Here is a 19,619-nt window from a genome sequence, read left to right as displayed (position 1 = left end):
TCCTATCAATTACCACGCATCTATTTACAATTCACTTCTAAACCTACTCACATTGTACGGTCTACTCAAGTTTCTTGTCAACGCGCCGTATTGTCGCCGGATATTCCTATAGAGGTATCTGTCTCAGAAGCTCCCGGTTCAGCCGCAGAGCTTTCAGATGTATCGGGCGCAGTCGTACCCCCGGAATCATCCAAGTCGGGTAACGACGGCATCAGTAACTTTTTAATGGTTAAATTACTGTTGCCCTCTACGTTGATCGCATACTTGCCTGTCCCGTTTTGGCCTGAAATACTTTTACTGTCTATTTTAAATGGAAAATCGGATTGAAGATTACCATAACTGCTTGAACCCTCTAACTGAAAATCTCCATTCGACGGAAGATCCAATACGATATCACCGACAGCACTGTATATTTTCCAATCTCCGCCTATCTGCTCGCTATGCACTTTGATAGAGCCATTAAGCGAATTTGCATTCAGCTTGGCTGTAGAATTCAGCACATTCATGTCACCATTCTGAGTATCTACGGTGATGTCCCCTTCCGAACGAGCGAGCTGAATATCACCTACCATGGTGTGCAGTGTCACAGCTCCTTCAATATCGCCTGCTTGCATGTCGCCACGGTTCGTGCGCACATCCACATCTCCAGAAATCCGATGCAATTTAACCTGACCGTTCAGCGTGCCTCCCTTGACATTGCCGATAGCGTCATTAACAGTGAGATTTCCATTACCGCTCTCAAGCCGAATGCTGTCAATTGCATCAACTCCATTCAAGGAAATATTCCCGTTGGAGGTTCTAATCTGCACATTGAACCGCCGGTCCTCCGGCACGGTGATCAGCATGTTCACACGAGGCTGACGTTTGCTTGATGCTCCGTACGACTTTGCCTCCGGACGAATCTGGATAGTCTTGCCGTCGGTAGAAGTCAGTGAAGAAGCTTGAGCAATCTTGTCCGCTTCGGCAGCAGGCGCTTGATCCACCCATAGAGTCCCTCGTACCTCTATATTGGACACAGGCCGTCTGATCAGTGTTACATCACCATTAACCGAATCAACTACTAAATCGGACGTCTGCATAGTTACAGGTACCAGCATACCACCCATATCATACCGATTCTCTTTAGCCTGGCTAAAATCCATAGAGGCTGACGTCAGATTGAGACTGACCCGGTTCCACAGATACATATAATGATTTTGCTGGGTCACGATAAAAACCGAGGCTGCCACTACCAAAGCGGACAGAATCCCCTTTAGGTCAGGTCTGAATCGCCTTCCGTTGTCAGACTTGCCTTCTTTCCGATAGTACATGGCAAAAAAAATCAGATACTCCAGTCCCCAAAGCACAAAGATTACGGGCCACCAAACGAGGAGCTGAAGCATATATTCAGTATTTTGAAACACATCTACAATAAGCAAAATGCCTACAGCCATCAACAGAAGCGAAGAGGTGTAGCGCCCGACTCTTATTTTGCGGTGCACGCCAGCTTCACCCTCTTTCTTTCAACTTTTTACGCTTAAAGTTCAGAAAGGCTTCCCTTAGAAAAAGGAATAAACCGATCATCATTAATAAAATGGCCAGCGTAAGGAATCCATAATCCTCAAAGAAATTACTCAACCAGCGAGGTTTCATGCGAAACAAAATCATAAGTCCACCGCCTGCCACCATTAGCACAGCAAAAGCAAAGCCTCTCTCCCATGCATAAAAAGGACTACTTTGCTGGCCTCTAGCATCCATTCGTGCATAACGATCTGGCTTACGCCGATAACGAACCATGTAATCTGCTGACTGTAAGACATCATATACATTATAAAAATATAAAATGGGTATGAACAATCCAAGCAAAATAAGTAATGGAATGTTGATCCTCAAGCCGTCAGAGGAAACATACAACATCGCAAAAATATCTAGCAGGAGCAATACAATAAAACTAAGCCCCCTAATAAACAGTCCTAAAAAAAGATGTCCCAGTCCGGGTAACAATGCCGCCATGATAATAGCAATCACTTTGCGAAATTTAGCGTATTTTAGACGTTTCCCCTGTCTGGGCTGTTCCCGCTGTTCCGATGCTTGTAGCTGTCCAGCCTCTCCAGACGGTAACGGTTGTTCCGAGTTCATGCCATCCTCCCCTTTGAATCCCATGCGTGGCTCCGCTGAAAATACTTCGATGCTTACATAGTACCCCAATCGGATTTAAGAGTAACTGTTAAAAAAAGGTAGACTATTACTCGACGGAGACAGCAGCTATATCTTCCCATTGTCGTAAATCAGCTGCAATACGTACGGGATTAAAATCATGACGGGACAGCACCTCTAGGGAAACCTCCATACTCTGCCGATCTGGATGTAATTCGTGAAATGGGACATTTTCATGTTCTTTAATCATTATTTTACGTATTTCCACTTTTTCTTGCTCTAAATAAGTCGAAATCTGCTCCAGCAATCCGTGAGACGACAATCCGTACAATGTAATAAGATGACGCTTGCGTCCACGCATATATCGGAGTTCGACTTTGTTAAATACCCATAAATTTAAAAACACGAGCACCGTTGCCGCAATAGACGGGAAATAAAAGCCTGCTCCGACCCCAAGACCAATGGCAGCCACGACCCAAATGGAAGCCGCAGTCGTTAGTCCGGTAATGGATTTACCTGTGAACATAATCGTCCCTGCACCCAAAAAGCCTACGCCAGTGATTACAGCCGTAGCCAAACGAGCGGGATCTATGCGTACATTAGCTTCTTTAATAAAATCGGCAAAGCCGTAAATGGAGAGTAGCATAATCAGCGTCGAACCAAGACTGACCATAATATGAGTCCTCAAACCAGCTGCGTGATTGGAACGTTCGCGTTCAAAGCCAATGAATCCACCGAGAAGCATGGACAGCAAAAGCCGTAAAATGATATGTGAATCGTCTATAATCCACGGATTATTCATTCAAGTCACTCCTCCCGGTTATGTCGTACTTCCCACTCCGGGTGCGCGGTTTGTGGGCTTATGTGCATTTTTAATGCCAATTTAATGATATTTCAATGCTATTCCAACTTATGCAGATGGTAGGTGGTTAATTCCACGCCTGGGGCGACCTCCGCCGCAGATACGGGGCGAAAGCCATGTTTTCGATACAATGTCACCGCAGGAGTATTTAAAGTTCCTGTAGAGACAATAAACAACGGGATATTTTGATATTCATTCAAAACATGCTTCATTAAAGAGTCTGCAATACCTTTTCGAAAATGATCCGGGTGAACCATCATACGTGTAAGGGTAAGCGAATCGGGCGACTCAGACTGCACAGCCAGTGCTCCTAGCAATTCACCGTCCTCCAGCCACCCATAAAAAGACTCTCCACAGCTTTTCAGCGTATCCAATGTATCCATCAGTGGAGGAATCTCATCAAACCCAATCAGCCCAGCTTCCAACCTATAGGCAACGTGCTGTAGACGCCATATCTGACTGACGATATCATCATCTTCCAATGAACATAGGGTAACCATGCTGTTTTCCCTCCTAAGGAAACTCATAAAATGCCATCAGGATTCTAAAGCTTGTTCGCGCCAACCGTTCTCAGCGCTATGCAAAAGGGGCCTGTCCCTAAAAGACAAGCCCCTGTCAAATCTATGCCATTAGCGGTTCAGCACTTCCGTCAGCAACTTATTAGCAAGACCAGGGTTTGCCTTCCCCTTGCTCTCCTTCATCACTTGACCGACTAGGAAGCCGATGGCCTTTTGCTTGCCAGCTTTGTAATCTTCGACCGATTGCGGGTTAGCTGCTACAACTTGTTCGACAATCGTCAGGATTGCACCCTCATCACTGATTTGTACAAGCCCTTTTTCTTCAACAATTTGCTGTGGCAGTTTATCACTTTCCAGCATTTCCTTGAAGACCGTTTTAGCGATTTTGCTATTGATCGTTCCCTTCTCCAGCAGTCCGATCATTTCACCCAAGCCCCGTCCGGTCAATTTAACCTGCGACAGCTCCACACCGGCACTGTTCAAATAACCGAGTAAATCCCCCATAATCCAGTTGGATACTGCTTTGGCATCCTTGGTAAATTGAAGGCTATCCTCGAACAAATCGGCCAATGGCTTGGAGGACGTAATCACCTGGGCATCATACTCAGGTAATCCATATTCCGAAGTGTAGCGTGCTTTACGCTGGTCAGGCAGTTCAGGAATCGAAGCACGGATGCGCTCTTTCCATTCTTCATCAATATGCAGTGTAACAAGATCCGGGTCTGGGAAATAACGATAGTCATGAGCCTGTTCCTTACCACGCATGGATAAAGTTTTACCTTGCGCTTCATCCCAACGACGCGTCTCCTGTACAATCGTTCCGCCTTCGTCCAGCGTCTGCTCCTGCCGGAACTGTTCATATTCCAGTCCGCGCTGTACGCCACGGAAGGAGTTCATGTTTTTCAGTTCCGCTTTAGTTCCCAGCTCTTTTTGTCCATGCGGACGAAGGCTGATATTCGCGTCGCAGCGAAGTGATCCTTCCTCCATCTTCACATCGGATACGTCACAATACTGCATAATGGCACGTATTTTTTCCAGATAGGCCTTGGCTTCTTCCGGCGAAGATATTTCCGGCTCCGAAACGATCTCGACCAATGGTGTGCCGACCCGGTTAAAATCGACCAAAGATGCGTAGCCACCATCAACATGTGTTAATTTGCCTGCGTCCTCTTCCAGATGCAGTCGGGTAATACCGATACGCTTTGTCTCACCATTCACTTCAATATCAATCCAGCCATTTTCGCCAATGGGTTGATCGTATTGTGAGATTTGGTAAGCCTTAGGTGAGTCGGGGTAAAAATAGTTCTTGCGGTCAAACTTGCTCACATCAGCAATGGTGCAATTCAGCGCCATTGCTGCTTTCATCGCATAATCAACGGCCTGACGGTTCAATACCGGCAGCACCCCTGGATGACCGAGACAGACCGGACATGTATGAGAGTTGGGTGGTGCTCCGAAGGATGTCGAGCATCCACAGAATATTTTAGACTTCGTATGCAATTCCACGTGCACTTCAAGTCCGATGACCGTCTCATATTTGGATGTAGTTGTAGACATGAATAGGTTCCCTCCTTTTTGGCAAATTACAGCTGCGGACGCTGCTTGTGAAATTCGGTATTTTGTTCAAAAGCATGAGCTACGCGTAGCACGGAAGACTCGTCAAAGGCTTTTCCGATAATTTGTAGTCCGACTGGCATTCCATCCGCAAGACCACACGGAATGCTGATGGCTGGCACACCAGCCAAGCTTACCGGAATCGTCAAAATATCGTTCAAATACATTGTTAATGGATCGTCCACTTGCGAGCCGATTTTGAAAGCAGTTGTCGGTGCAGTAGGTCCGATAATCACATCATATTGTTCAAATACACGATCAAAATCCTGTTTAATCAGTGTGCGCACTTTTTGAGCTTTCAAATAATAGGCATCGTAGTACCCGGAGCTGAGTGCATAGGTACCCAGCATAATCCGACGCTTCACCTCGGGACCAAACCCCTGCGTACGGGACTGATGGTATAGATCAAGCAGGTTGTCCGGATTGTCAGAACGCACACCATAGCGCACGCCGTCAAAACGGGCCAGATTGGATGACGCTTCGGATGAAGCCAGCAGGTAATATGTAGCTACCGCATATTCTGTGTGAGGGAGAGACACTTCTTCCCAAACAGCACCCAGTCCTTCCAGCGTTTTCAGTGCATCCAGCACCTTTTCCTTGACCTGAGGATCGACGCCCTCACCAAGATACTCTTTAGGCACAGCGATACGAAGTCCTTTTACATCCCCGGTTAAAGCGTTCAAGTAATCAGGAATGTCTACCTTTGCAGAAGTGGAGTCCTTCTGGTCATAACCTGCAATGGCTTGCAGGACATAGGCCGAATCCTGAACATTTTTAGTAATGGGTCCAATTTGGTCTAAAGAGGAGGCAAAAGCCACCAGTCCAAAACGGGATACTAGACCATAGGTTGGTTTCAGGCCAACTACACCGCAGTAAGAAGCAGGCTGGCGAATGGAACCACCTGTATCCGAACCGAGTGTGAAATAAGCCTCACCCGCTGCAACAGCCGCAGCTGAGCCGCCACTGGAACCGCCGGGAACACGTTCTAAATCCCAAGGGTTACGTGCAGGGAAAAAGCTGGAGTTCTCGTTAGAGCCGCCCATGGCGAATTCGTCCATGTTCATTTTACCGAGTGTCACGGTTTGCGCTGCGCGTAACTTGCTAACAACTGTGGCATCGTAAACGGGATCAAAATTTTTCAAAAACTGACTGCCACATGTTGTACGCAGCCCTTCTGTCACGATATTATCCTTAATACCAACCGGCAGGCCAAACAACAGCCCTCTTTCCTCTCCGGAAATCAGCTGATCATCCAGCTGACGTGCGGATGCACGGGCCTGTTCCTCGTCAACGGTAATATAAGCTCTGATCTTGTCTTCCCGCGCACCAATCGTCTCCAGAGCGTGTCCCACCAGATCACTCACGGAAATTTCCTTTTGATGCAGCTTGTTATGTATCTCGGGCAATGTGTTATTGAACAAGCTCAATTTGCATCCTCCTTTCAAATATGAGATCTATTCCAGAACAGCAGGAACTTTAAACTGTCCGTCTTCTTCTTCAGGTGCATTGCGCATCACTTGCTCATGTGTCAAACTTTCGCGAACTTCGTCGTCTCGCATGACATTGCTGACGTGCAGCACATGAGTGGTCGGTTTTACCTGCTCCGTATCCAGCTCATTCAGCTTCTCCGCATAATGGAGAATGGCGTTTAATTGTCCTGTCATCGTTTCTTCCTCAGCCGCGGTCAGATTCAACCTGGACAGCTTGGCTACGTGACGGACATCTTCCGTGGAAATGTTCATACAAAACCCTCCTCATGTATATGAGGATTTTGCAAAAAATCCTATAGGCGGCTTCCAATGAGCAAGATATAGATCAAAATGGTTTAGTTCATCTATATATTGCACTTCGGAGCGACTGGAATTGAATTTTGCAAAATCCTAATATTAAAAAATGCTGCACCGAACTTCGAAATAACGTTTTTAATTATAGGATAGAACCCTTTACAATTCAATCTTTGACGCGGTACAGAAGCAAACTGTACATCAATGAGGTAAATGTTGCTAAAAGGATATAAAAAAAGCACCTCTCGGTGCTCTTTCGAGAAAACTATAGGAGCTGAGATTGTGCCCATTATATATTTTTAAAAAGAGTCGGCAGTAGCCGACTCCTATATCCAAGCACGCAAATTGACTTGTCTGATAAAATCAGCCTGTGACAACAACTCTGCCGCGGTTTCTTCTTCCTCTTCAGTCTCTACCGAATCAAGACCACCGTTCATTACATGCTTGAACAGTTTCTCATTATGAGTAGCAAGGGCGTAATCTATCAGCGCTTCACGCTCAATCCGCTCGGCTTCCAGCTTGAGAATACTCTCTTCCAGCTCGATGTCCCCGGATGGTACAAAAAAGTTGCGGTTCACCTTCGGTACGCGAATGACATAGTCAAAAGCATTGTCCGCATTACGGTCGTAAGCAATGATATAACCATGTTCGCCCACAGGAAGATTCTGCTCAAAAGCATCCGCGACGATCATAATTCTAGCTCCTAAATGATGCATCGTTAGCCCCCCCGTTTGTCTGAACTTATCTGCTAAGTCTACTAAAAAAAAAGTAGCTTGTCTATATCATCTATGTATCTTCATAATCGACCGTCTCCACGTCCCAACCTGTGTTCATTCAGCCTCACATGCCAGTTTTGTGAAGGGATTCCGCTCCGTCGTTTCACCTTTTTCCAAGTCATGATCTTCGGCTCGGAACCTACCACAGAATCTTCAATATCTATTATATTGGGAACACGGAAACTACCTCCAATCTCACGTTGTACCCCAAATATATGTTTTCTTTTCATTCTTGCTCCCCCTTGTGATCTGACGGCCTCATGCCTCTTTATCCTCTTAATGGGCAAAAAAAAGAACGCAAACCGGGATTCATCCACAGCTTGCGTGCTTCGCGAGTTTAGTATGTAACTTTAATAAATTTATGTTAACAAAAATAAAAACCTTTGTCTATACATAATTTATAATTTGTTGTCGAAATGGGGCAAAACCTGTCACACCTTTGATTTTGCCCCTACTGAAAACGTTCATCACATTTACCGGATATACGGATTATTAGCTTTCTCATAACCGATGGACGTTTTGGGACCGTGACCGGAATAGACTGTAACGTCATCTCCGAGCGGAAACAATTTGTTCTGAATAGAATCGTATAGATCCCGTTCCCGACCACCCGTCAGATCCGTGCGTCCGACGCCCTGACGAAATAGCACATCCCCGGAAAAAAGATCTTTGCCGCACAAAAAGCTGACACTTCCGGGTGAATGGCCCGGTGTATGGAAAACCCGGAACGTGTGCCCGATCAGGTTCAATTGCTGACCTTCTGCCAAATCATATTCGGCAGGTTCCGTCGAGATCGGAGGGGATGCCTCTGGCCACATCAAGGAACCATTCAGCTTAGGAGATGTGAGCCAGTCTTGCTCCAAGGCGTGCAGATAAACCGGGCAGCCTTTGGTATTGCGAATCTCCTCTACTCCACCGATATGGTCAAAATGGGCATGAGTCAGCAGGATAGCTTCAATGGTCAGTGGCTCAATAGCTCTGAGCAAAGGACCCGGATTCATCCCCGGATCAATAATAACGGCGCGCTGTGGATCATCCCCTTGAAGCAAATAAGCATTTGTTTGGAGAGGACCGAGATTAAAGCTGCGAATAGATAACGTCATAAGTTAAAATCCCGAGATCAGCTCGCGTAATTCCTGAACAATCACAGGATGGACCTCGGTTCCCTCCCCATATTTTTCAGCCATTTCTTTACGAGCAACTGCGATTTTTTCTTGATAATCATCAGCTTCCCGATCTGGATTTTCACGTTTGAATCCAATCATAATTTGTTGGACATGTGCAGGGCGTGGTCCCCAGTGGCCAAGTACGTGACCTCCTGTATCCGCAAAAATCACAATCGGAACAGCACGTCCACCCATTGTCAGGAAGTCATCCATCAGCGCCTGATGGTTTTCCAAGATTAATACTTCGGTCGGAATCCCGCTATTCTCCAGCGCACGGAACACAACTGGCACATTGCGCACCACGTCCCCACACCAGTCGGCAGCCAAAATAAGCACGCGCAGATCATCCCGATGGTTCAAGCTTTCAAAATACTCTCGATCCTCTTCGCGATTCCATACAAACTGATCGTACCCAGAGCGGAAGGCTTCTTTGTTCTTTTCCATGCCCTCCATAAACTGTTCAGGGCTTAAGCCCTTTCCGAAGTATTGCGATACATTAGTACGGCTCATGTTATACACTTCCTTTTTTGTTTTTGGACAAAATCCACTTGATAACAAAATAAATGATCAAGAGTGCAAGGGCAACCAGCAAAATCGGTTTGATGTAAGGTGCTGCCACTTCGTCAATTTGCTCCCACTTGTCTCCTAGCAGCATACCTAAATATATAAACAAAACAGACCAAGGTATAATCGCTAGCGTTGTCAAAATAGTAAAGCGCCATACGTTCATTCGAGCCAACCCGGCAGGGATTGAGATGGCATGACGCACAACAGGAATAAAGCGAGCTGTGAAAATGACCCCTGTGCCGTATTTGTTAAACCAGGCTTCAGCATGGTCGACATGACTTTTTTTGATAAGTATGTATTTCCCATACTTATCTAATACCGGTCTGCCGCCATAGCGCCCAATCCAGTAAATGAATAGCTGGGCCAGCACCCCGCCAATCGTTCCAAAAACGACTGCGCCAAAAAAATTAATATGACCCGAGGATACCAAAAAGCCACCATAAGCGAGGACAATTTCGCTTGGAATGACCTCAACCATCAAGCCTAGCATAATACCAAAATACCCAAGACTACGAATGATCTCAAACAAATAATTAATGATACTAGATATTTGGTCCACTTCTCTTCCCACTCCCTGCCTGTTTCTCTATTTTCATTAGTGTATCACAGCGGCAGAACAAGTCGCCACTTCGCCCAAATAGGGAGGTCAGTGACCCCGACCCCTCTGCCCGCATAAGTTGAGAGAGAGAGGAGGGGGTACAATATGCCTCCCGGCAAATTCCCCAAACATGACAATTCACAATCCCGTTTACCCACAGCTCGTGGTATTCGCCGCGCATGTATCAAAGAGTTGTATCGAACCTGCAAACGTCTGCCTGTTCACATTGCTCCTGATCTGGTCAAGCAGGGCGAGGAGCTATACTGCCGCAAGGTCGTCGGACACCTTATCTGGATTGCGGAAAACCATAGTAACCGCAAACTACTATGCGACTGGTGGGACGAAGATGTCAGTGAGGAGCTCGCAGCATTGTGGAAGGTGGATCGCGATGTTTTGTGCACCGCTTTTAGAAGTGCCTATGGTGGATAGATGTTTGCGTACTGCAACTATGAACTGTGAACTACAAAAAAAGTGGAGCCACCCCGCAGTGGCTCCACTTTTACTATACTCCTAGCTGTGTGTCTGCTTTTCCCCTGCTCCTTCGGGAAGCAAATCCGCACAAGCGCGTTCCAAATAAGGATCAGCATGAATAAAATTCCGAAATGCTGTGTATTCACGCCACATAACGGATTGTTCTCCCGCTTGCCCTTTGACGGCACGAATCAGAATATTTTTAGGTGTATGCTCCATGTCGATAAATTCCAACAGCTGTGTCCGATATCCCATCATATCCAGCAGTTTGGCCCGGATTCCATCTGTTGCCAGTGCAGAAAAACGCTCCTTTAAAATACCATGGGAAAGCAACGGCTCCAATACCGGATTTTCCAGTTGGCTGAACAGCTCATGCTGGCAACACGGAACCGACAAAATGACGGAAGCTCCCCAGCGGACGGCCTTTTCCAGCGCCGCATCCGTTGCTGTATCACAAGCGTGCAAGGTAACAACCATATCCACCTGTTCCAGTTCGTTATAGTCTGCGATATCACCGACCAGAAACTCCAACTGTCGATATTGCAGCTTTTGAGCCAGAACATTACAGGTTTCAATGACATCTGCCTTCAAGTCCAAACCAACGATCTGCAATGGTCGCTTTTGCTGTACAGCCAAATAGTGATACAGCGCAAAGGTCAAATACGATTTGCCACAGCCAAAATCCACAATCGTCAATGGGCGGCCTACCGGAAGGCTAGGCAATATATCCTGCACCATTTCGAGAAACCGGTTAATTTGACGAAACTTATCATACTTGCGGGCCAGTACCTTACCATCCTCATTCATTATCCCGAGCTCAATCAGGAAAGGAATTCGTTCCCCTTCTTCGAGCACATATTGCTTTTTGCGATTATGAGACAGGTCGGCTTTACTTTTGCTCGGTGACTTTGTCAGAATGGATACTTTATATTTTTTACTGATCAGCACTTGGTAGTCTGCATCCTTGGCGCATAAAAGTCCTTGGCGGAACGTGTCCTCAAACAAGGCAGTCATACGCTCACTAGCTTCGTCAGGGGTCAGATTTTCATGAATGACTTTGTTGCTATAATGAAAAGCAAACTGGTAATGCAGCTTATTTTTCAATTCTACAGGTTTGATTTGCACTTTAGTAAAAGAAGCATCCTCCCGTTTGCGAAGCTGACTCAGCGTCGCTGTGATGAGGGATCCTCCCGTGGTCAATTGGTATATAAGTTCGCGCAGTGAATCCAAAAGGTACATCTCACTTTCTTTCATGTAATTGGGTGATCTCGGTCAAACCCTCGGTGACTTCCTGGCGTGAAATTCCACCCAGCTCCAGCTCTGCATTGGTCTTATCCAGTAATTGACTATAAAACGTCTCCGCTTCGGATAGAAGCTCTGGCTGCTCCCATGCCAATCCAAACCAGACATCGGCGGCTTCGTCCAGCCTGTTTTCTCGCTCGTAATGAACAGCCAACAGTTTGCTGGTTTCAGGGGGAAGCTCATATTCACGCACCAGTTTCACGATACACGCTATTCGTTCAGGCAAGACCTGCAGATCACGAGTCGCGCCATTCGTATCGCTGTACAAATATAAATGAAGAGATTTCATCAAGATTCGTATGCCCTCGTCTGTTCTGCTGGTTTCCAGGTAAATCACGGCTTCTTCTTCCAAAATGCGAGCCACCTGCTGAAGCTTATCCGCTTCAATTCCAGGGCCCAATCGGAAAAGCTCAATAATTTGTTCCGGCGGCAATCGTCTGAGCAAATCTGAACGAAGACGAAACTGCTTGTTGAGCAGGTCATCTAGCTGTTTTAGCGCTTCGACGTGTTTATTTTCACGCCTTAGACCGAGCACCGATGCTACTGCCGATGTCAATTCTTCCATCATACTGAGCAAATAATCTTTTCTAAGCAAGCCGTTCCCTTCCTTTCATCCCGATGCCTAGACAACCAGAAACTCTGTCTTCTGATTGTATGACATCCTTGTCTAAAAGCCAAATGCCCCACCATGCATAAATACCACTCATAACCTTCACCCTCAGTTAATAACATCAATGATCAGGTAGTCAGAATGCTCACGTATGGCAGTGAAATTCCTACGGTACAGTACTTTGTAGCTGATCATGTGAATAGCGAATGATGAGTTTTTTTAAAATCAATATTGCTTCTTCATTAGTGTTGTGATATTTTTGTTTCATACGAAACAAAAATAAAATCAGTATATTTAAACATTCCATAAAAGAATTCATATTAATTACTTTCATTAGAAACAAAAATTTATATGAATGTTTTTGTGAGAAAGGATGATGGAGTTTGGGTAAACAATTTAGCTCGATATTACCGGAACATCAAGAGTTTATACAGCGACAGCACATTTTCTTTGTAGGATCAGCACCGCTATCCAAGACAGGGCACGTTAACCTTTCCCCCAAGGGATATGATTCCTTTCGTATTCTATCGGACCAAAGGGTAGCCTATCTCGACTTGGCGGGAAGCGGCAACGAGACAAGCGCTCACATTATCGAGAATGGACGGGTAACAATCATGTTTTGTGCATTTGAGGGCACTCCCAGTGTACTAAAGCTCTATGGTACTGGTACCGTCGCGCTGCCTGATACTAAGCAATGGAATGAGCTGTACCCACTCTTCAACCCGCTTCCCGGTGCAAGACAAATCATTGTTGTGGACATTCACATGGTTCAGAATTCATGTGGTTTTGCGGTTCCCTTCATGACATACACGAGCGAACGGGAAAAGCTGAAGGAAGTCTCAATTCAGATGGGAGAAGAAGCACTTAAAAGATATGCCTATGAGAAAAATTTGGAGAGTATTGACGGTTTGCCGACAGCGTTTGCCTTTAACAAAAGCAACATAAATTAGACACCTTACACTCCTAAAAATAATTGACTACACAAAAAACCAGAACCTTCTGATTATCACCTCAGAAGGTTCCGGTTTTTTGGGCTTCCCTTAGTCTATTTTTTCAAGTTCTGCTCTAAAAATGTCAAGATAGCGTTCGCTAATAACTCCGGTGCTTCGAACAAGCTCATGTGACCTGCTTCCGGTAGGGTAACCTGAGTTACTCCGGCCCGATCTGTTGTAAACGTCCGCGCTGGAGGAACCGCCTGATCCTGCTCACCCGCTACTAAAAGGGCCGGCAATGCAGAAGCCGACAATACATCCCGACGATCAGTACGCTCGCGCATAGCCAGTGATGCTCCTACGGCTCCTTGTGGTGGTGTTTTGTAGCCAATTTCTTTGACTTTCAGTAATTGGCTGGACATCGACTCCACATGATCAGGAGCAAATAGCCCCGGTACAAGTCCATCTACAAAGGTTGTAATCCCCTCCGTTTGGATGGTGGATACAGCCTTATTCCGCTTTTCTTTACCTTCGTCCGTATCTGCATAAGCTGTGGAATGAATCAGTCCAAAGGCTGTAAGGCGCTCTGCATGTCTCTGCACTGCCGAAAGGGCTAGATAGCCTCCTAGGGAGTGACCAAACCAGGCAGCCTGAGGGATGTCCAATTGTTCTTGAAGTTTAAGCACATCATCTGCCATTTGATCAATAGTATAGGCTCCTAGTGGAGCATCGCTGCGTCCGTGTCCACGCAAGTCTGGAACAATACAACGATAGCTTTGGGACAGCAATGGAACAACCTCATCCCAATAGGAGGAACTTCCGCAAAAACCGTGCAATAAAATGATCGGTTCTCCTTTTCCCTGTTCGGCATAGCAGATCGTCGTTCCTTCGCATAATACCTTTTCCATATGGAACCCTTCCTTCTCTGTATATAATCTATTGGAGCTGAATATATTATTAAGTAGAACAATGCTGATGTATATTATTAAGCAGACCATCAATATCTGAAACGGTAACCCTCTGGAAAATCTTGCGAAGCTGTTTTCAAACCAAATTCATAAGCCGCCGCATTAGCAATATGCGCAGCCATTGTCATGACCAAGTGAAGCGACGTCATTTGGAGTGTCCAATAGGGTTTGGGGCTGCGCTCATTCACAATCGCTGCAACACTATAATGACCAACAGACGGCAGAGACAGCCCCACCGATCGCGCAGGAGTTAGCGGTTCACGCGCAATAAGAAACATTCCCGTTGAGCCGTGCTGTCCAAGACATGCATCTATGGCGATCACATGATGATCTTGGGGAATGCACTCCAAGTATGAAACCAGATGATCCGCATCACAGGGCTCCGTCATTGTGCCAATCACGTGCGGAAAGCCTTGCTCCTTGAGCATGGTGCCTACCAGTGGCCCGAGTGAATCACCCGATGAGCGATCTGTACCGATGCAAACAAAAGTCAACTTATCTATAGCATGCTGATGATGAATTTCTCGGAAAAACGGCGCGAGTCCATCTCGATCTGTTTTCTTTACATTATGTTCTAAGGACGAGCGACCGGGTGCGGAAGCTCGATTATACAAAGACAACTTTGTCCATCCTCCTTGATTCGGTTGTATATCAGTAATCTGGCTTTCAGTACATTCTACAACAAAAACATGATACAATACAGGCAACTTCCCCTGTTATGAAAGGATGGAAAATTAACGATGGATTTGTCTGTACCGTCTCATGCCAACATTGAGTATATGATTGAGGGTATTAAAACCAAGCTCCGTATGGCGAGTGGTGCTGCTATGCAGGCTTCCGCTTTCTCACTGGAGCAATACGAGGACATCCACGATGTCTATGATATGGTGATAAGCAAGCCTAACCTGAGCATTTCAGAGGTTGAAGCTATTGTTTCTGAACTGGGCAGATTGCGCAAGTCCTCCTGAATTAGCTTATAGGAAGACAGCTTAGCTGTATTACAACCTATCATCATGAGCAACAGCCTTCATGATAGTGGCCCTGTCAGCGTAAAATAAAGCTCGTACCTCCGGTCGTCTCAACAGACGTGCAACGGGATACGAGCTTTATTTTTCGATTGCATATACGCATTTTCATACACTTCTTCATTCAAGGATGCTTCAAGGCAAATCAGCTAACACCAGTTCAGATATATCCTCATTACCTGCAGCTCGTATCTTTAATGTACAGCTTTTTTGAATTCGCGCGGCATCACCAGGCCCTAACTGAAAATCCCCATCCTGGCACGTAACTTCCACATGACCGCTAACTACATAAATGTGGGTACGGCGCTCCTCTTGCTGTGGATATTCAAGCTGCTGTCCTTTCTCCAATCTGCTCAGATACAGATTTATATCCTGCGCGATGGATAACGCTCCCTCCACTTCTGAACCAGACACAACAGGCTGAAGCCGATTTAGGCGTTCACTGTGCTTGAATCTTTGCACCTGATAAGAAGGCTGGATGTCAGGACTCTCAGGTAAAAACCACATTTGCAAAAAGCGAACCGGTCTTTCATCCCCAGTATTTCGCTCTTCATGTTCAATTCCCGTGCCTGCACTCAGAACCTGTATCGAGCCGCTTTTCAAATCCTGCTCATGTCCCAAGCTGTCGCTATGATGCAGTTGGCCTTCAATTACATAGGTGACGATTTCCAAATCGTGATGCGGATGTCTTTTGAAGCCTTGCTGCGGTTCAAGCACGTTATCATTATGGGCTAGCATACAACCAAAATGGGCATTGCTCGGATCTTCATAATCGGCAAATGAAAAGCTAAACTCACTATGAATCCATCCTTTATTTGAGGTATGTCTTTCTGCCGATGTCACTATTTTAATCATCCTTAACACCTCCATGGGTTCCAGTTCCGTAAAGCAGCCTTGCTTTGTGATGACTATTCCACTTCCGGCCCTGGCATTACAAACGCTGTGATACGATCCCTTTACCCCGGGCTTATATGCCTCAATCAGCCTGTCGTCTCCGTCGGGTTTTGCTCTTAAGTTCATTATTAGTTAAGTTAATAGTACGAAAAATTGAATCTATCACAGCCATAAGGAGGAGATTTATTACATATGCTATCTCATGAACCCCAATCATCCCGTTTCCTACCGAGCTATTTGCGCCGTAGTCTGTATGCATCTATTATCATGATCGCTGTGTTGCTTCTCGTCGCCTACTCTGTGAAATGGATTGGCACAGCTCCTTTTCTATATTGGGATGAACGCATACAGGATGCCATTTTTCCAGATACAGCAGCTGCTCGTTACCAACTGCTAACCCTCGCTATATTCATTACATCTTTCGGTTCATTCCGCATGTCGTTGATCATCGCCCTCGGTGCCGCTACCTTGTGTTGGGTCAGTCTTCGTTCAAAAGCTTATTCCTTTGCGATCCTAAGCAGCTTTACGGCGATGTGGGTGCTGAATACGCTCATTAAGGAAATTTTGCAACGGGAACGCCCGTCACTTCAACATTTGGTTGAAGCCGGGGGCTATAGTTTTCCCAGCGGTCATGCGATGATTTCCATGGGATTTTTCGGAATGATATTTGCCATTTGGGCCATGGAACGAAAGATTCGTGGGCGTTCGCTCTTTCTTCCGTGTGTTCTTGGTGCACTACTGATTCTCTTGATTGGATTAAGCCGCGTATATCTAGGCGTTCACTTTCCTACAGATATTGTGGGTGGCTATATTGCAGGTATAATTTGGCTGGTGTTTACCGTTCCTGTGATCTATTGGCGAGCGCGCATGAAGCTTCCTTCCACTCCCCACCGGTAAATGTCCGAGACGGCTTTTTGTTTCACTCCGGGTCACGACGTTTATATACGAAGTAAGCAAGGCTCAGCAATAACGAAGCTCAGCCTTCATTAAAAACGTTATGGTTTTGTGAACTTAGGATAAGGGAGGCGATCCTTGTGTGGGGAATTGTACTAAGTATTGTAATGGCTATTATTATCGGATTGATTGGCGATGCACTGGCTGGTCATGAAATGCCTGGCGGCATTGCGGGCTCTATGATTGCTGGATTTGTAGGAGCTTGGCTAGGTGTCATGCTATTGGGAGACTGGGGCCCGGTCATCGGAGATTTTGCAGTCATTCCAGCCATACTCGGAACCGCATTGTTCGTGTTCTTGCTCGGACTTGTGTCCAGGCTATTAAGAAGGGCTACCTAACATTTATATATATTTTTTATTCTATAAGAGGAGTGATATAACATGAGTAACATTGACAATCAAAATATGGCAAGTACTTCAGGTTTTGCAAAAGGTTTATTTATTGGAGGTTTGATTGGTGCTGCCGCAGCCCTGCTGTTCGCGCCGAAGCCGGGTCGTGATTTGCGTAGTGATCTGTCTGATAAAATTACAGTTGTCTCCGATAAAACAAAGGACGTGGCATCTGTAGTTAGCAGCAAAGCGACAGATTTGGCCAAAACCGTTTCCACCAAAACAGCAGATGTAGCCAAAACGGTATCCGAGAGCAAAGACAATATCGTTTCCAGCGTAACCAAAGCTTCTGCCGATGTGGCTAATGAAGCGGCCAAAGCGGATAAAGAAGTTATGGATGCAACGGCTCAGGCGGCCAAGGATACACAGAAACAATTGAATGCTAATTCCTAATAGTTACACATTCAGATGAAAAAAAATAAGCCCTAGACACTGAACAGCCAGCATGCAAGAAGCTGGCTGTTTTTAAATGATAGAAAGGCTGGGATGACAATGAGCAAGCCAAACTCCTATGGAGATGATCTTACCGCGAACAACAAAAGAACCTTTCATCCCTTACAGGCTCAAGATCAGCCAGATGAGGTTTCATCCAAGCAGGCTTCTTCCACTCCTGATCATGTTAAAACGCATGATCAGGAGAGAGACTTTGATGTAAATGAGCATCCTTTTGAGCTGCGCCATGAGGTCAAGCGGCTTAACAAACGCTTAGATCAAATAGCAGATACGCTCGAAAGAGCAGAGTTCAAAGATATTCTGGAGAACTACTCCAGCACTAAAAGAAGAATTATGAGCAATCTGACCGCAGGGATTGCACGTGGTCTCGGCCTTACGCTGGGTACAGTGGTCATACTCGCCTTGCTCGCTTGGTTGCTCAGTTTCCTGGTACAATTAAATCTTCCGGTCATCGGAGATTTCATCGCCGAATTATTAGGATATATCAAAATGAGCCAAGGTACTAAGTAATTGTTCCTATCTCATTTAAAAACGATCCATCGTAACCGATAATAGACTCCTCAAAGAGCCTCCAGTTACGATGGATCGTTTTTTATTTGTAAATTGTAACAGCTGTAGTCAGCCGTTACAATTTGTTGCGCTTGTTAGCCTTCAATAAGTCTCCTGTCCACCCCTTCATCATCAGCCAGCCGTACATTCCCGCCATACTTAGCAGTGTGGCAATAATCACGGTGGTAAAACCCCAGCCTGTTTTAATCCAAGGCAGATTTTCAAAGTTCATGCCCCAAATAGCGCCCACTACAGTTGCTGGTGTAAATACGGCGGTGACAATGGTGAGCGTCTTTGTAATCTCATTCCCCCTAAATGCAGAAATGGCGTCGTCAATAGAGATCAATGTGTCGATTTCCTTTTCATAATGCAGGAAAAGCCCTTCCATCCGAGTAACACGGTAAAGTAACTGCTTAAAAAAGCGGTTCTCCTCCAGTTTATCCAGATATGCCTCCCGAGAAGCCGTTACCAGCTCTGAAAAAGGAATGAACATATTGCTCCAATACAACAGCTCGAAACGTGCATTCAATATAGAATCCATCAGCGTCCGAGCATTCCTTTTCTCCATGTCCTCTTCCAGTTTTCTCAGGTTGATCTCGAACTTATCCATACCAGTATGAAAATAATGAAGCACGGCTCTCGCCAATACAAACATGCCGTCAGCTGCATCCTCACACTGTTCCAGCATTTTTTGACGTTCCGCTGTGTGCATAATTTCACGGGTATTTTGATCCAAATTTAACGTCACTAACTTCTGATTTAGGACCAGAAAATAAAACTTGTTGCAATTGCGCTGACTGTCGATCTCCTCCTGAACAGAGTAGATCAGCGACCCGTACATTAAGGGCTGATCGCCATCTGGAAAGCGCACAGATATAAAGCTGGATGGAATGTCCTCTACCTTGTCCAGCCATTCTGAGGCTTCTGGGAGCTTCTCCTTCAAATGCTGTATGACCGAATCTTGCCAATTCCCAGCACTGATGTCCCACCATTCCCATCCTCCACGAAAGGAAGAAATCTGTTCAAATGCTGTCATGGATTCCAAGCTTCC

Annotated in this window: 25 protein-coding genes; 7 read left to right on the top strand and 18 right to left on the bottom strand. The window is 45.8% G+C overall.

The features are described from left to right. Nucleotides 1-77 precede the first annotated feature (77 nt). The 12 genes from MKX59_RS05340 to MKX59_RS05285 form a co-directional block, all read right to left on the bottom strand. Nucleotides 78-1,481 carry a DUF4097 family beta strand repeat-containing protein gene (locus MKX59_RS05340; RefSeq protein WP_028541863.1) on the bottom strand — a complete coding sequence of 468 codons (1,404 nt, stop codon included), beginning with the start codon at nt 1,479-1,481 and terminating at the stop codon, nt 78-80. Between the two features lie 7 nt (nt 1,482-1,488). Continuing rightward, complete coding sequence (locus tag MKX59_RS05335) at nt 1,489-2,142, bottom strand: hypothetical protein (protein WP_023990254.1); 654 nt, start codon at nt 2,140-2,142, stop codon at nt 1,489-1,491. Between the two features lie 82 nt (nt 2,143-2,224). Further along, nucleotides 2,225-2,938: an MgtC/SapB family protein gene (locus MKX59_RS05330; RefSeq protein ID WP_023990255.1), complete on the bottom strand. Its 714-nt coding sequence runs from the start codon at nt 2,936-2,938 to the stop codon at nt 2,225-2,227. Nucleotides 2,939-3,036: 98 nt separating this feature from the next. After that, entirely contained in the window at nt 3,037-3,498 is a 462-nt protein-coding gene (locus MKX59_RS05325; protein ID WP_023990256.1) for a GNAT family N-acetyltransferase, read from the bottom strand. A 129-nt stretch (nt 3,499-3,627) separates the two neighbouring features. Then, nucleotides 3,628-5,073 carry an Asp-tRNA(Asn)/Glu-tRNA(Gln) amidotransferase subunit GatB gene (gene gatB, locus MKX59_RS05320; RefSeq protein ID WP_013311908.1) on the bottom strand — a complete coding sequence of 482 codons (1,446 nt, stop codon included), beginning with the start codon at nt 5,071-5,073 and terminating at the stop codon, nt 3,628-3,630. 26 nt (nt 5,074-5,099) lie between these two features. Further along, a complete protein-coding gene (gatA, locus tag MKX59_RS05315) occupies nt 5,100-6,557 on the bottom strand; it encodes an Asp-tRNA(Asn)/Glu-tRNA(Gln) amidotransferase subunit GatA (RefSeq protein WP_023990257.1) in 1,458 nt (485 codons plus the stop codon). 27 nt (nt 6,558-6,584) lie between these two features. Next, nucleotides 6,585-6,872 (bottom strand): Asp-tRNA(Asn)/Glu-tRNA(Gln) amidotransferase subunit GatC, encoded by a 288-nt coding sequence (gene gatC / locus MKX59_RS05310; protein WP_013311910.1) that lies wholly within the window; start codon nt 6,870-6,872, stop codon nt 6,585-6,587. Nucleotides 6,873-7,240: 368 nt separating this feature from the next. Further along, nucleotides 7,241-7,630 (bottom strand): hypothetical protein, encoded by a 390-nt coding sequence (locus tag MKX59_RS05305; protein ID WP_013311911.1) that lies wholly within the window; start codon nt 7,628-7,630, stop codon nt 7,241-7,243. A gap of 80 nt (nt 7,631-7,710) precedes the next feature. After that, nucleotides 7,711-7,920 (bottom strand): hypothetical protein, encoded by a 210-nt coding sequence (locus MKX59_RS05300; RefSeq protein WP_023990258.1) that lies wholly within the window; start codon nt 7,918-7,920, stop codon nt 7,711-7,713. A 243-nt stretch (nt 7,921-8,163) separates the two neighbouring features. Then, nucleotides 8,164-8,793 carry an MBL fold metallo-hydrolase gene (locus tag MKX59_RS05295; protein ID WP_023990259.1) on the bottom strand — a complete coding sequence of 210 codons (630 nt, stop codon included), beginning with the start codon at nt 8,791-8,793 and terminating at the stop codon, nt 8,164-8,166. A gap of 3 nt (nt 8,794-8,796) precedes the next feature. Further along, a complete protein-coding gene (locus MKX59_RS05290; RefSeq protein ID WP_013311914.1) occupies nt 8,797-9,366 on the bottom strand; it encodes a thioredoxin family protein in 570 nt (189 codons plus the stop codon). Nucleotide 9,367: 1 nt separating this feature from the next. After that, on the bottom strand, nt 9,368-9,982 hold the full coding sequence (locus MKX59_RS05285) for a DedA family protein (protein WP_013311915.1): 615 nt from the start codon (nt 9,980-9,982) through the stop codon (nt 9,368-9,370). 144 nt (nt 9,983-10,126) lie between these two features. Here MKX59_RS05285 and MKX59_RS05280 point away from each other — a divergent pair, with 144 nt between their 5' ends. Continuing rightward, complete coding sequence (locus MKX59_RS05280; protein ID WP_023990260.1) at nt 10,127-10,450, top strand: hypothetical protein; 324 nt, start codon at nt 10,127-10,129, stop codon at nt 10,448-10,450. A gap of 81 nt (nt 10,451-10,531) precedes the next feature. On the opposite strand, the gene MKX59_RS05275 is transcribed toward MKX59_RS05280, so the two are convergent. Together MKX59_RS05275 and MKX59_RS05270 are read right to left on the bottom strand one after the other, a co-directional pair. After that, complete coding sequence (locus tag MKX59_RS05275) at nt 10,532-11,746, bottom strand: class I SAM-dependent methyltransferase (RefSeq protein ID WP_069080832.1); 1,215 nt, start codon at nt 11,744-11,746, stop codon at nt 10,532-10,534. Further along, nucleotides 11,733-12,389, bottom strand: coding sequence for a DUF6483 family protein (locus MKX59_RS05270; protein ID WP_069080833.1), 657 nt, complete (start codon nt 12,387-12,389; stop codon nt 11,733-11,735). The genes MKX59_RS05275 and MKX59_RS05270 overlap by 14 nt, the downstream gene beginning before the upstream one ends. A 398-nt stretch (nt 12,390-12,787) precedes the next feature. On the opposite strand from MKX59_RS05270, the gene MKX59_RS05265 reads away from it, so the two are divergent. After that, nucleotides 12,788-13,354: a pyridoxamine 5'-phosphate oxidase family protein gene (locus MKX59_RS05265; RefSeq protein WP_068938229.1), complete on the top strand. Its 567-nt coding sequence runs from the start codon at nt 12,788-12,790 to the stop codon at nt 13,352-13,354. 95 nt (nt 13,355-13,449) lie between these two features. Here the strand turns inward: MKX59_RS05265 and MKX59_RS05260 are convergent, their stop codons facing one another. Continuing rightward, nucleotides 13,450-14,244, bottom strand: a complete 795-nt coding sequence (locus tag MKX59_RS05260; RefSeq protein ID WP_023990264.1) for an alpha/beta fold hydrolase — start codon at nt 14,242-14,244, stop codon at nt 13,450-13,452. Nucleotides 14,245-14,333: 89 nt separating this feature from the next. Continuing rightward, nucleotides 14,334-14,924 (bottom strand): spore protease YyaC, encoded by a 591-nt coding sequence (yyaC, locus tag MKX59_RS05255; protein ID WP_023990265.1) that lies wholly within the window; start codon nt 14,922-14,924, stop codon nt 14,334-14,336. Between the two features lie 120 nt (nt 14,925-15,044). Here yyaC and MKX59_RS05250 point away from each other — a divergent pair, with 120 nt between their 5' ends. Continuing rightward, a complete protein-coding gene (locus MKX59_RS05250; RefSeq protein WP_013373034.1) occupies nt 15,045-15,272 on the top strand; it encodes a DUF1128 domain-containing protein in 228 nt (75 codons plus the stop codon). A 192-nt stretch (nt 15,273-15,464) separates the two neighbouring features. Here the strand turns inward: MKX59_RS05250 and MKX59_RS05245 are convergent, their stop codons facing one another. Then, nucleotides 15,465-16,184: a pirin family protein gene (locus tag MKX59_RS05245; protein ID WP_075154738.1), complete on the bottom strand. Its 720-nt coding sequence runs from the start codon at nt 16,182-16,184 to the stop codon at nt 15,465-15,467. A gap of 231 nt (nt 16,185-16,415) precedes the next feature. Between MKX59_RS05245 and MKX59_RS05240 the strand changes: the two genes are divergently transcribed. The 4 genes from MKX59_RS05240 to MKX59_RS05225 all read left to right on the top strand — a co-directional run bounded on the left by MKX59_RS05240 (nt 16,416) and on the right by MKX59_RS05225 (nt 18,529). Continuing rightward, entirely contained in the window at nt 16,416-17,120 is a 705-nt protein-coding gene (locus tag MKX59_RS05240; RefSeq protein ID WP_076264996.1) for a phosphatase PAP2 family protein, read from the top strand. Nucleotides 17,121-17,257: 137 nt separating this feature from the next. After that, on the top strand, nt 17,258-17,515 hold the full coding sequence (locus MKX59_RS05235; RefSeq protein ID WP_013311925.1) for a GlsB/YeaQ/YmgE family stress response membrane protein: 258 nt from the start codon (nt 17,258-17,260) through the stop codon (nt 17,513-17,515). Nucleotides 17,516-17,557: 42 nt separating this feature from the next. Continuing rightward, the gene (locus tag MKX59_RS05230) at nt 17,558-17,959 is read left to right on the top strand and encodes a YtxH domain-containing protein (protein WP_023990268.1); all 402 of its coding nucleotides are present in this window, start codon (nt 17,558-17,560) and stop codon (nt 17,957-17,959) included. 93 nt (nt 17,960-18,052) lie between these two features. Beyond that, entirely contained in the window at nt 18,053-18,529 is a 477-nt protein-coding gene (locus tag MKX59_RS05225; protein ID WP_034095093.1) for a DUF5665 domain-containing protein, read from the top strand. Nucleotides 18,530-18,644: 115 nt separating this feature from the next. Here the strand turns inward: MKX59_RS05225 and MKX59_RS05220 are convergent, their stop codons facing one another. Beyond that, on the bottom strand, nt 18,645-19,604 hold the full coding sequence (locus tag MKX59_RS05220) for a magnesium transporter CorA family protein (RefSeq protein ID WP_076264995.1): 960 nt from the start codon (nt 19,602-19,604) through the stop codon (nt 18,645-18,647). Nucleotides 19,605-19,619: the final 15 nt, after the last annotated feature.

This window comes from Paenibacillus sp. FSL R7-0340 (genome assembly GCF_038002205.1).
Classification (GTDB): Bacteria; Bacillota; Bacilli; order Paenibacillales; family Paenibacillaceae; genus Paenibacillus; species Paenibacillus polymyxa_B.
The sequence above is the reverse complement of the archived record's forward strand: the minus strand, read 5'-3'. Positions and strand labels throughout refer to the sequence as shown.

What these genes read in the sequence shown, in the direction of transcription:
- MKX59_RS05335 (WP_023990254.1), bottom strand. Translation starts at nt 2,142, where the DNA reads ATGGGATTCAAAGGGGAGGATGGCATGAACTCGGAACAACCGTTACCG.
- MKX59_RS05330 (WP_023990255.1), bottom strand. Translation starts at nt 2,938, where the DNA reads ATGAATAATCCGTGGATTATAGACGATTCACATATCATTTTACGGCTT.
- MKX59_RS05325 (WP_023990256.1), bottom strand. Translation starts at nt 3,498, where the DNA reads ATGGTTACCCTATGTTCATTGGAAGATGATGATATCGTCAGTCAGATA.
- gatB (WP_013311908.1), bottom strand. Translation starts at nt 5,073, where the DNA reads ATGTCTACAACTACATCCAAATATGAGACGGTCATCGGACTTGAAGTG.
- gatC (WP_013311910.1), bottom strand. Translation starts at nt 6,872, where the DNA reads ATGAACATTTCCACGGAAGATGTCCGTCACGTAGCCAAGCTGTCCAGG.
- MKX59_RS05305 (WP_013311911.1), bottom strand. Translation starts at nt 7,630, where the DNA reads ATGCATCATTTAGGAGCTAGAATTATGATCGTCGCGGATGCTTTTGAG.
- MKX59_RS05300 (WP_023990258.1), bottom strand. Translation starts at nt 7,920, where the DNA reads ATGAAAAGAAAACATATATTTGGGGTACAACGTGAGATTGGAGGTAGT.
- MKX59_RS05295 (WP_023990259.1), bottom strand. Translation starts at nt 8,793, where the DNA reads ATGACGTTATCTATTCGCAGCTTTAATCTCGGTCCTCTCCAAACAAAT.
- MKX59_RS05290 (WP_013311914.1), bottom strand. Translation starts at nt 9,366, where the DNA reads ATGAGCCGTACTAATGTATCGCAATACTTCGGAAAGGGCTTAAGCCCT.
- MKX59_RS05280 (WP_023990260.1), top strand. Translation starts at nt 10,127, where the DNA reads ATGCCTCCCGGCAAATTCCCCAAACATGACAATTCACAATCCCGTTTA.
- MKX59_RS05275 (WP_069080832.1), bottom strand. Translation starts at nt 11,746, where the DNA reads ATGAAAGAAAGTGAGATGTACCTTTTGGATTCACTGCGCGAACTTATA.
- MKX59_RS05260 (WP_023990264.1), bottom strand. Translation starts at nt 14,244, where the DNA reads ATGGAAAAGGTATTATGCGAAGGAACGACGATCTGCTATGCCGAACAG.
- MKX59_RS05250 (WP_013373034.1), top strand. Translation starts at nt 15,045, where the DNA reads ATGGATTTGTCTGTACCGTCTCATGCCAACATTGAGTATATGATTGAG.
- MKX59_RS05245 (WP_075154738.1), bottom strand. Translation starts at nt 16,184, where the DNA reads ATGATTAAAATAGTGACATCGGCAGAAAGACATACCTCAAATAAAGGA.
- MKX59_RS05240 (WP_076264996.1), top strand. Translation starts at nt 16,416, where the DNA reads ATGCTATCTCATGAACCCCAATCATCCCGTTTCCTACCGAGCTATTTG.
- MKX59_RS05230 (WP_023990268.1), top strand. Translation starts at nt 17,558, where the DNA reads ATGAGTAACATTGACAATCAAAATATGGCAAGTACTTCAGGTTTTGCA.
- MKX59_RS05225 (WP_034095093.1), top strand. Translation starts at nt 18,053, where the DNA reads ATGACAATGAGCAAGCCAAACTCCTATGGAGATGATCTTACCGCGAAC.
- MKX59_RS05220 (WP_076264995.1), bottom strand. Translation starts at nt 19,604, where the DNA reads ATGACAGCATTTGAACAGATTTCTTCCTTTCGTGGAGGATGGGAATGG.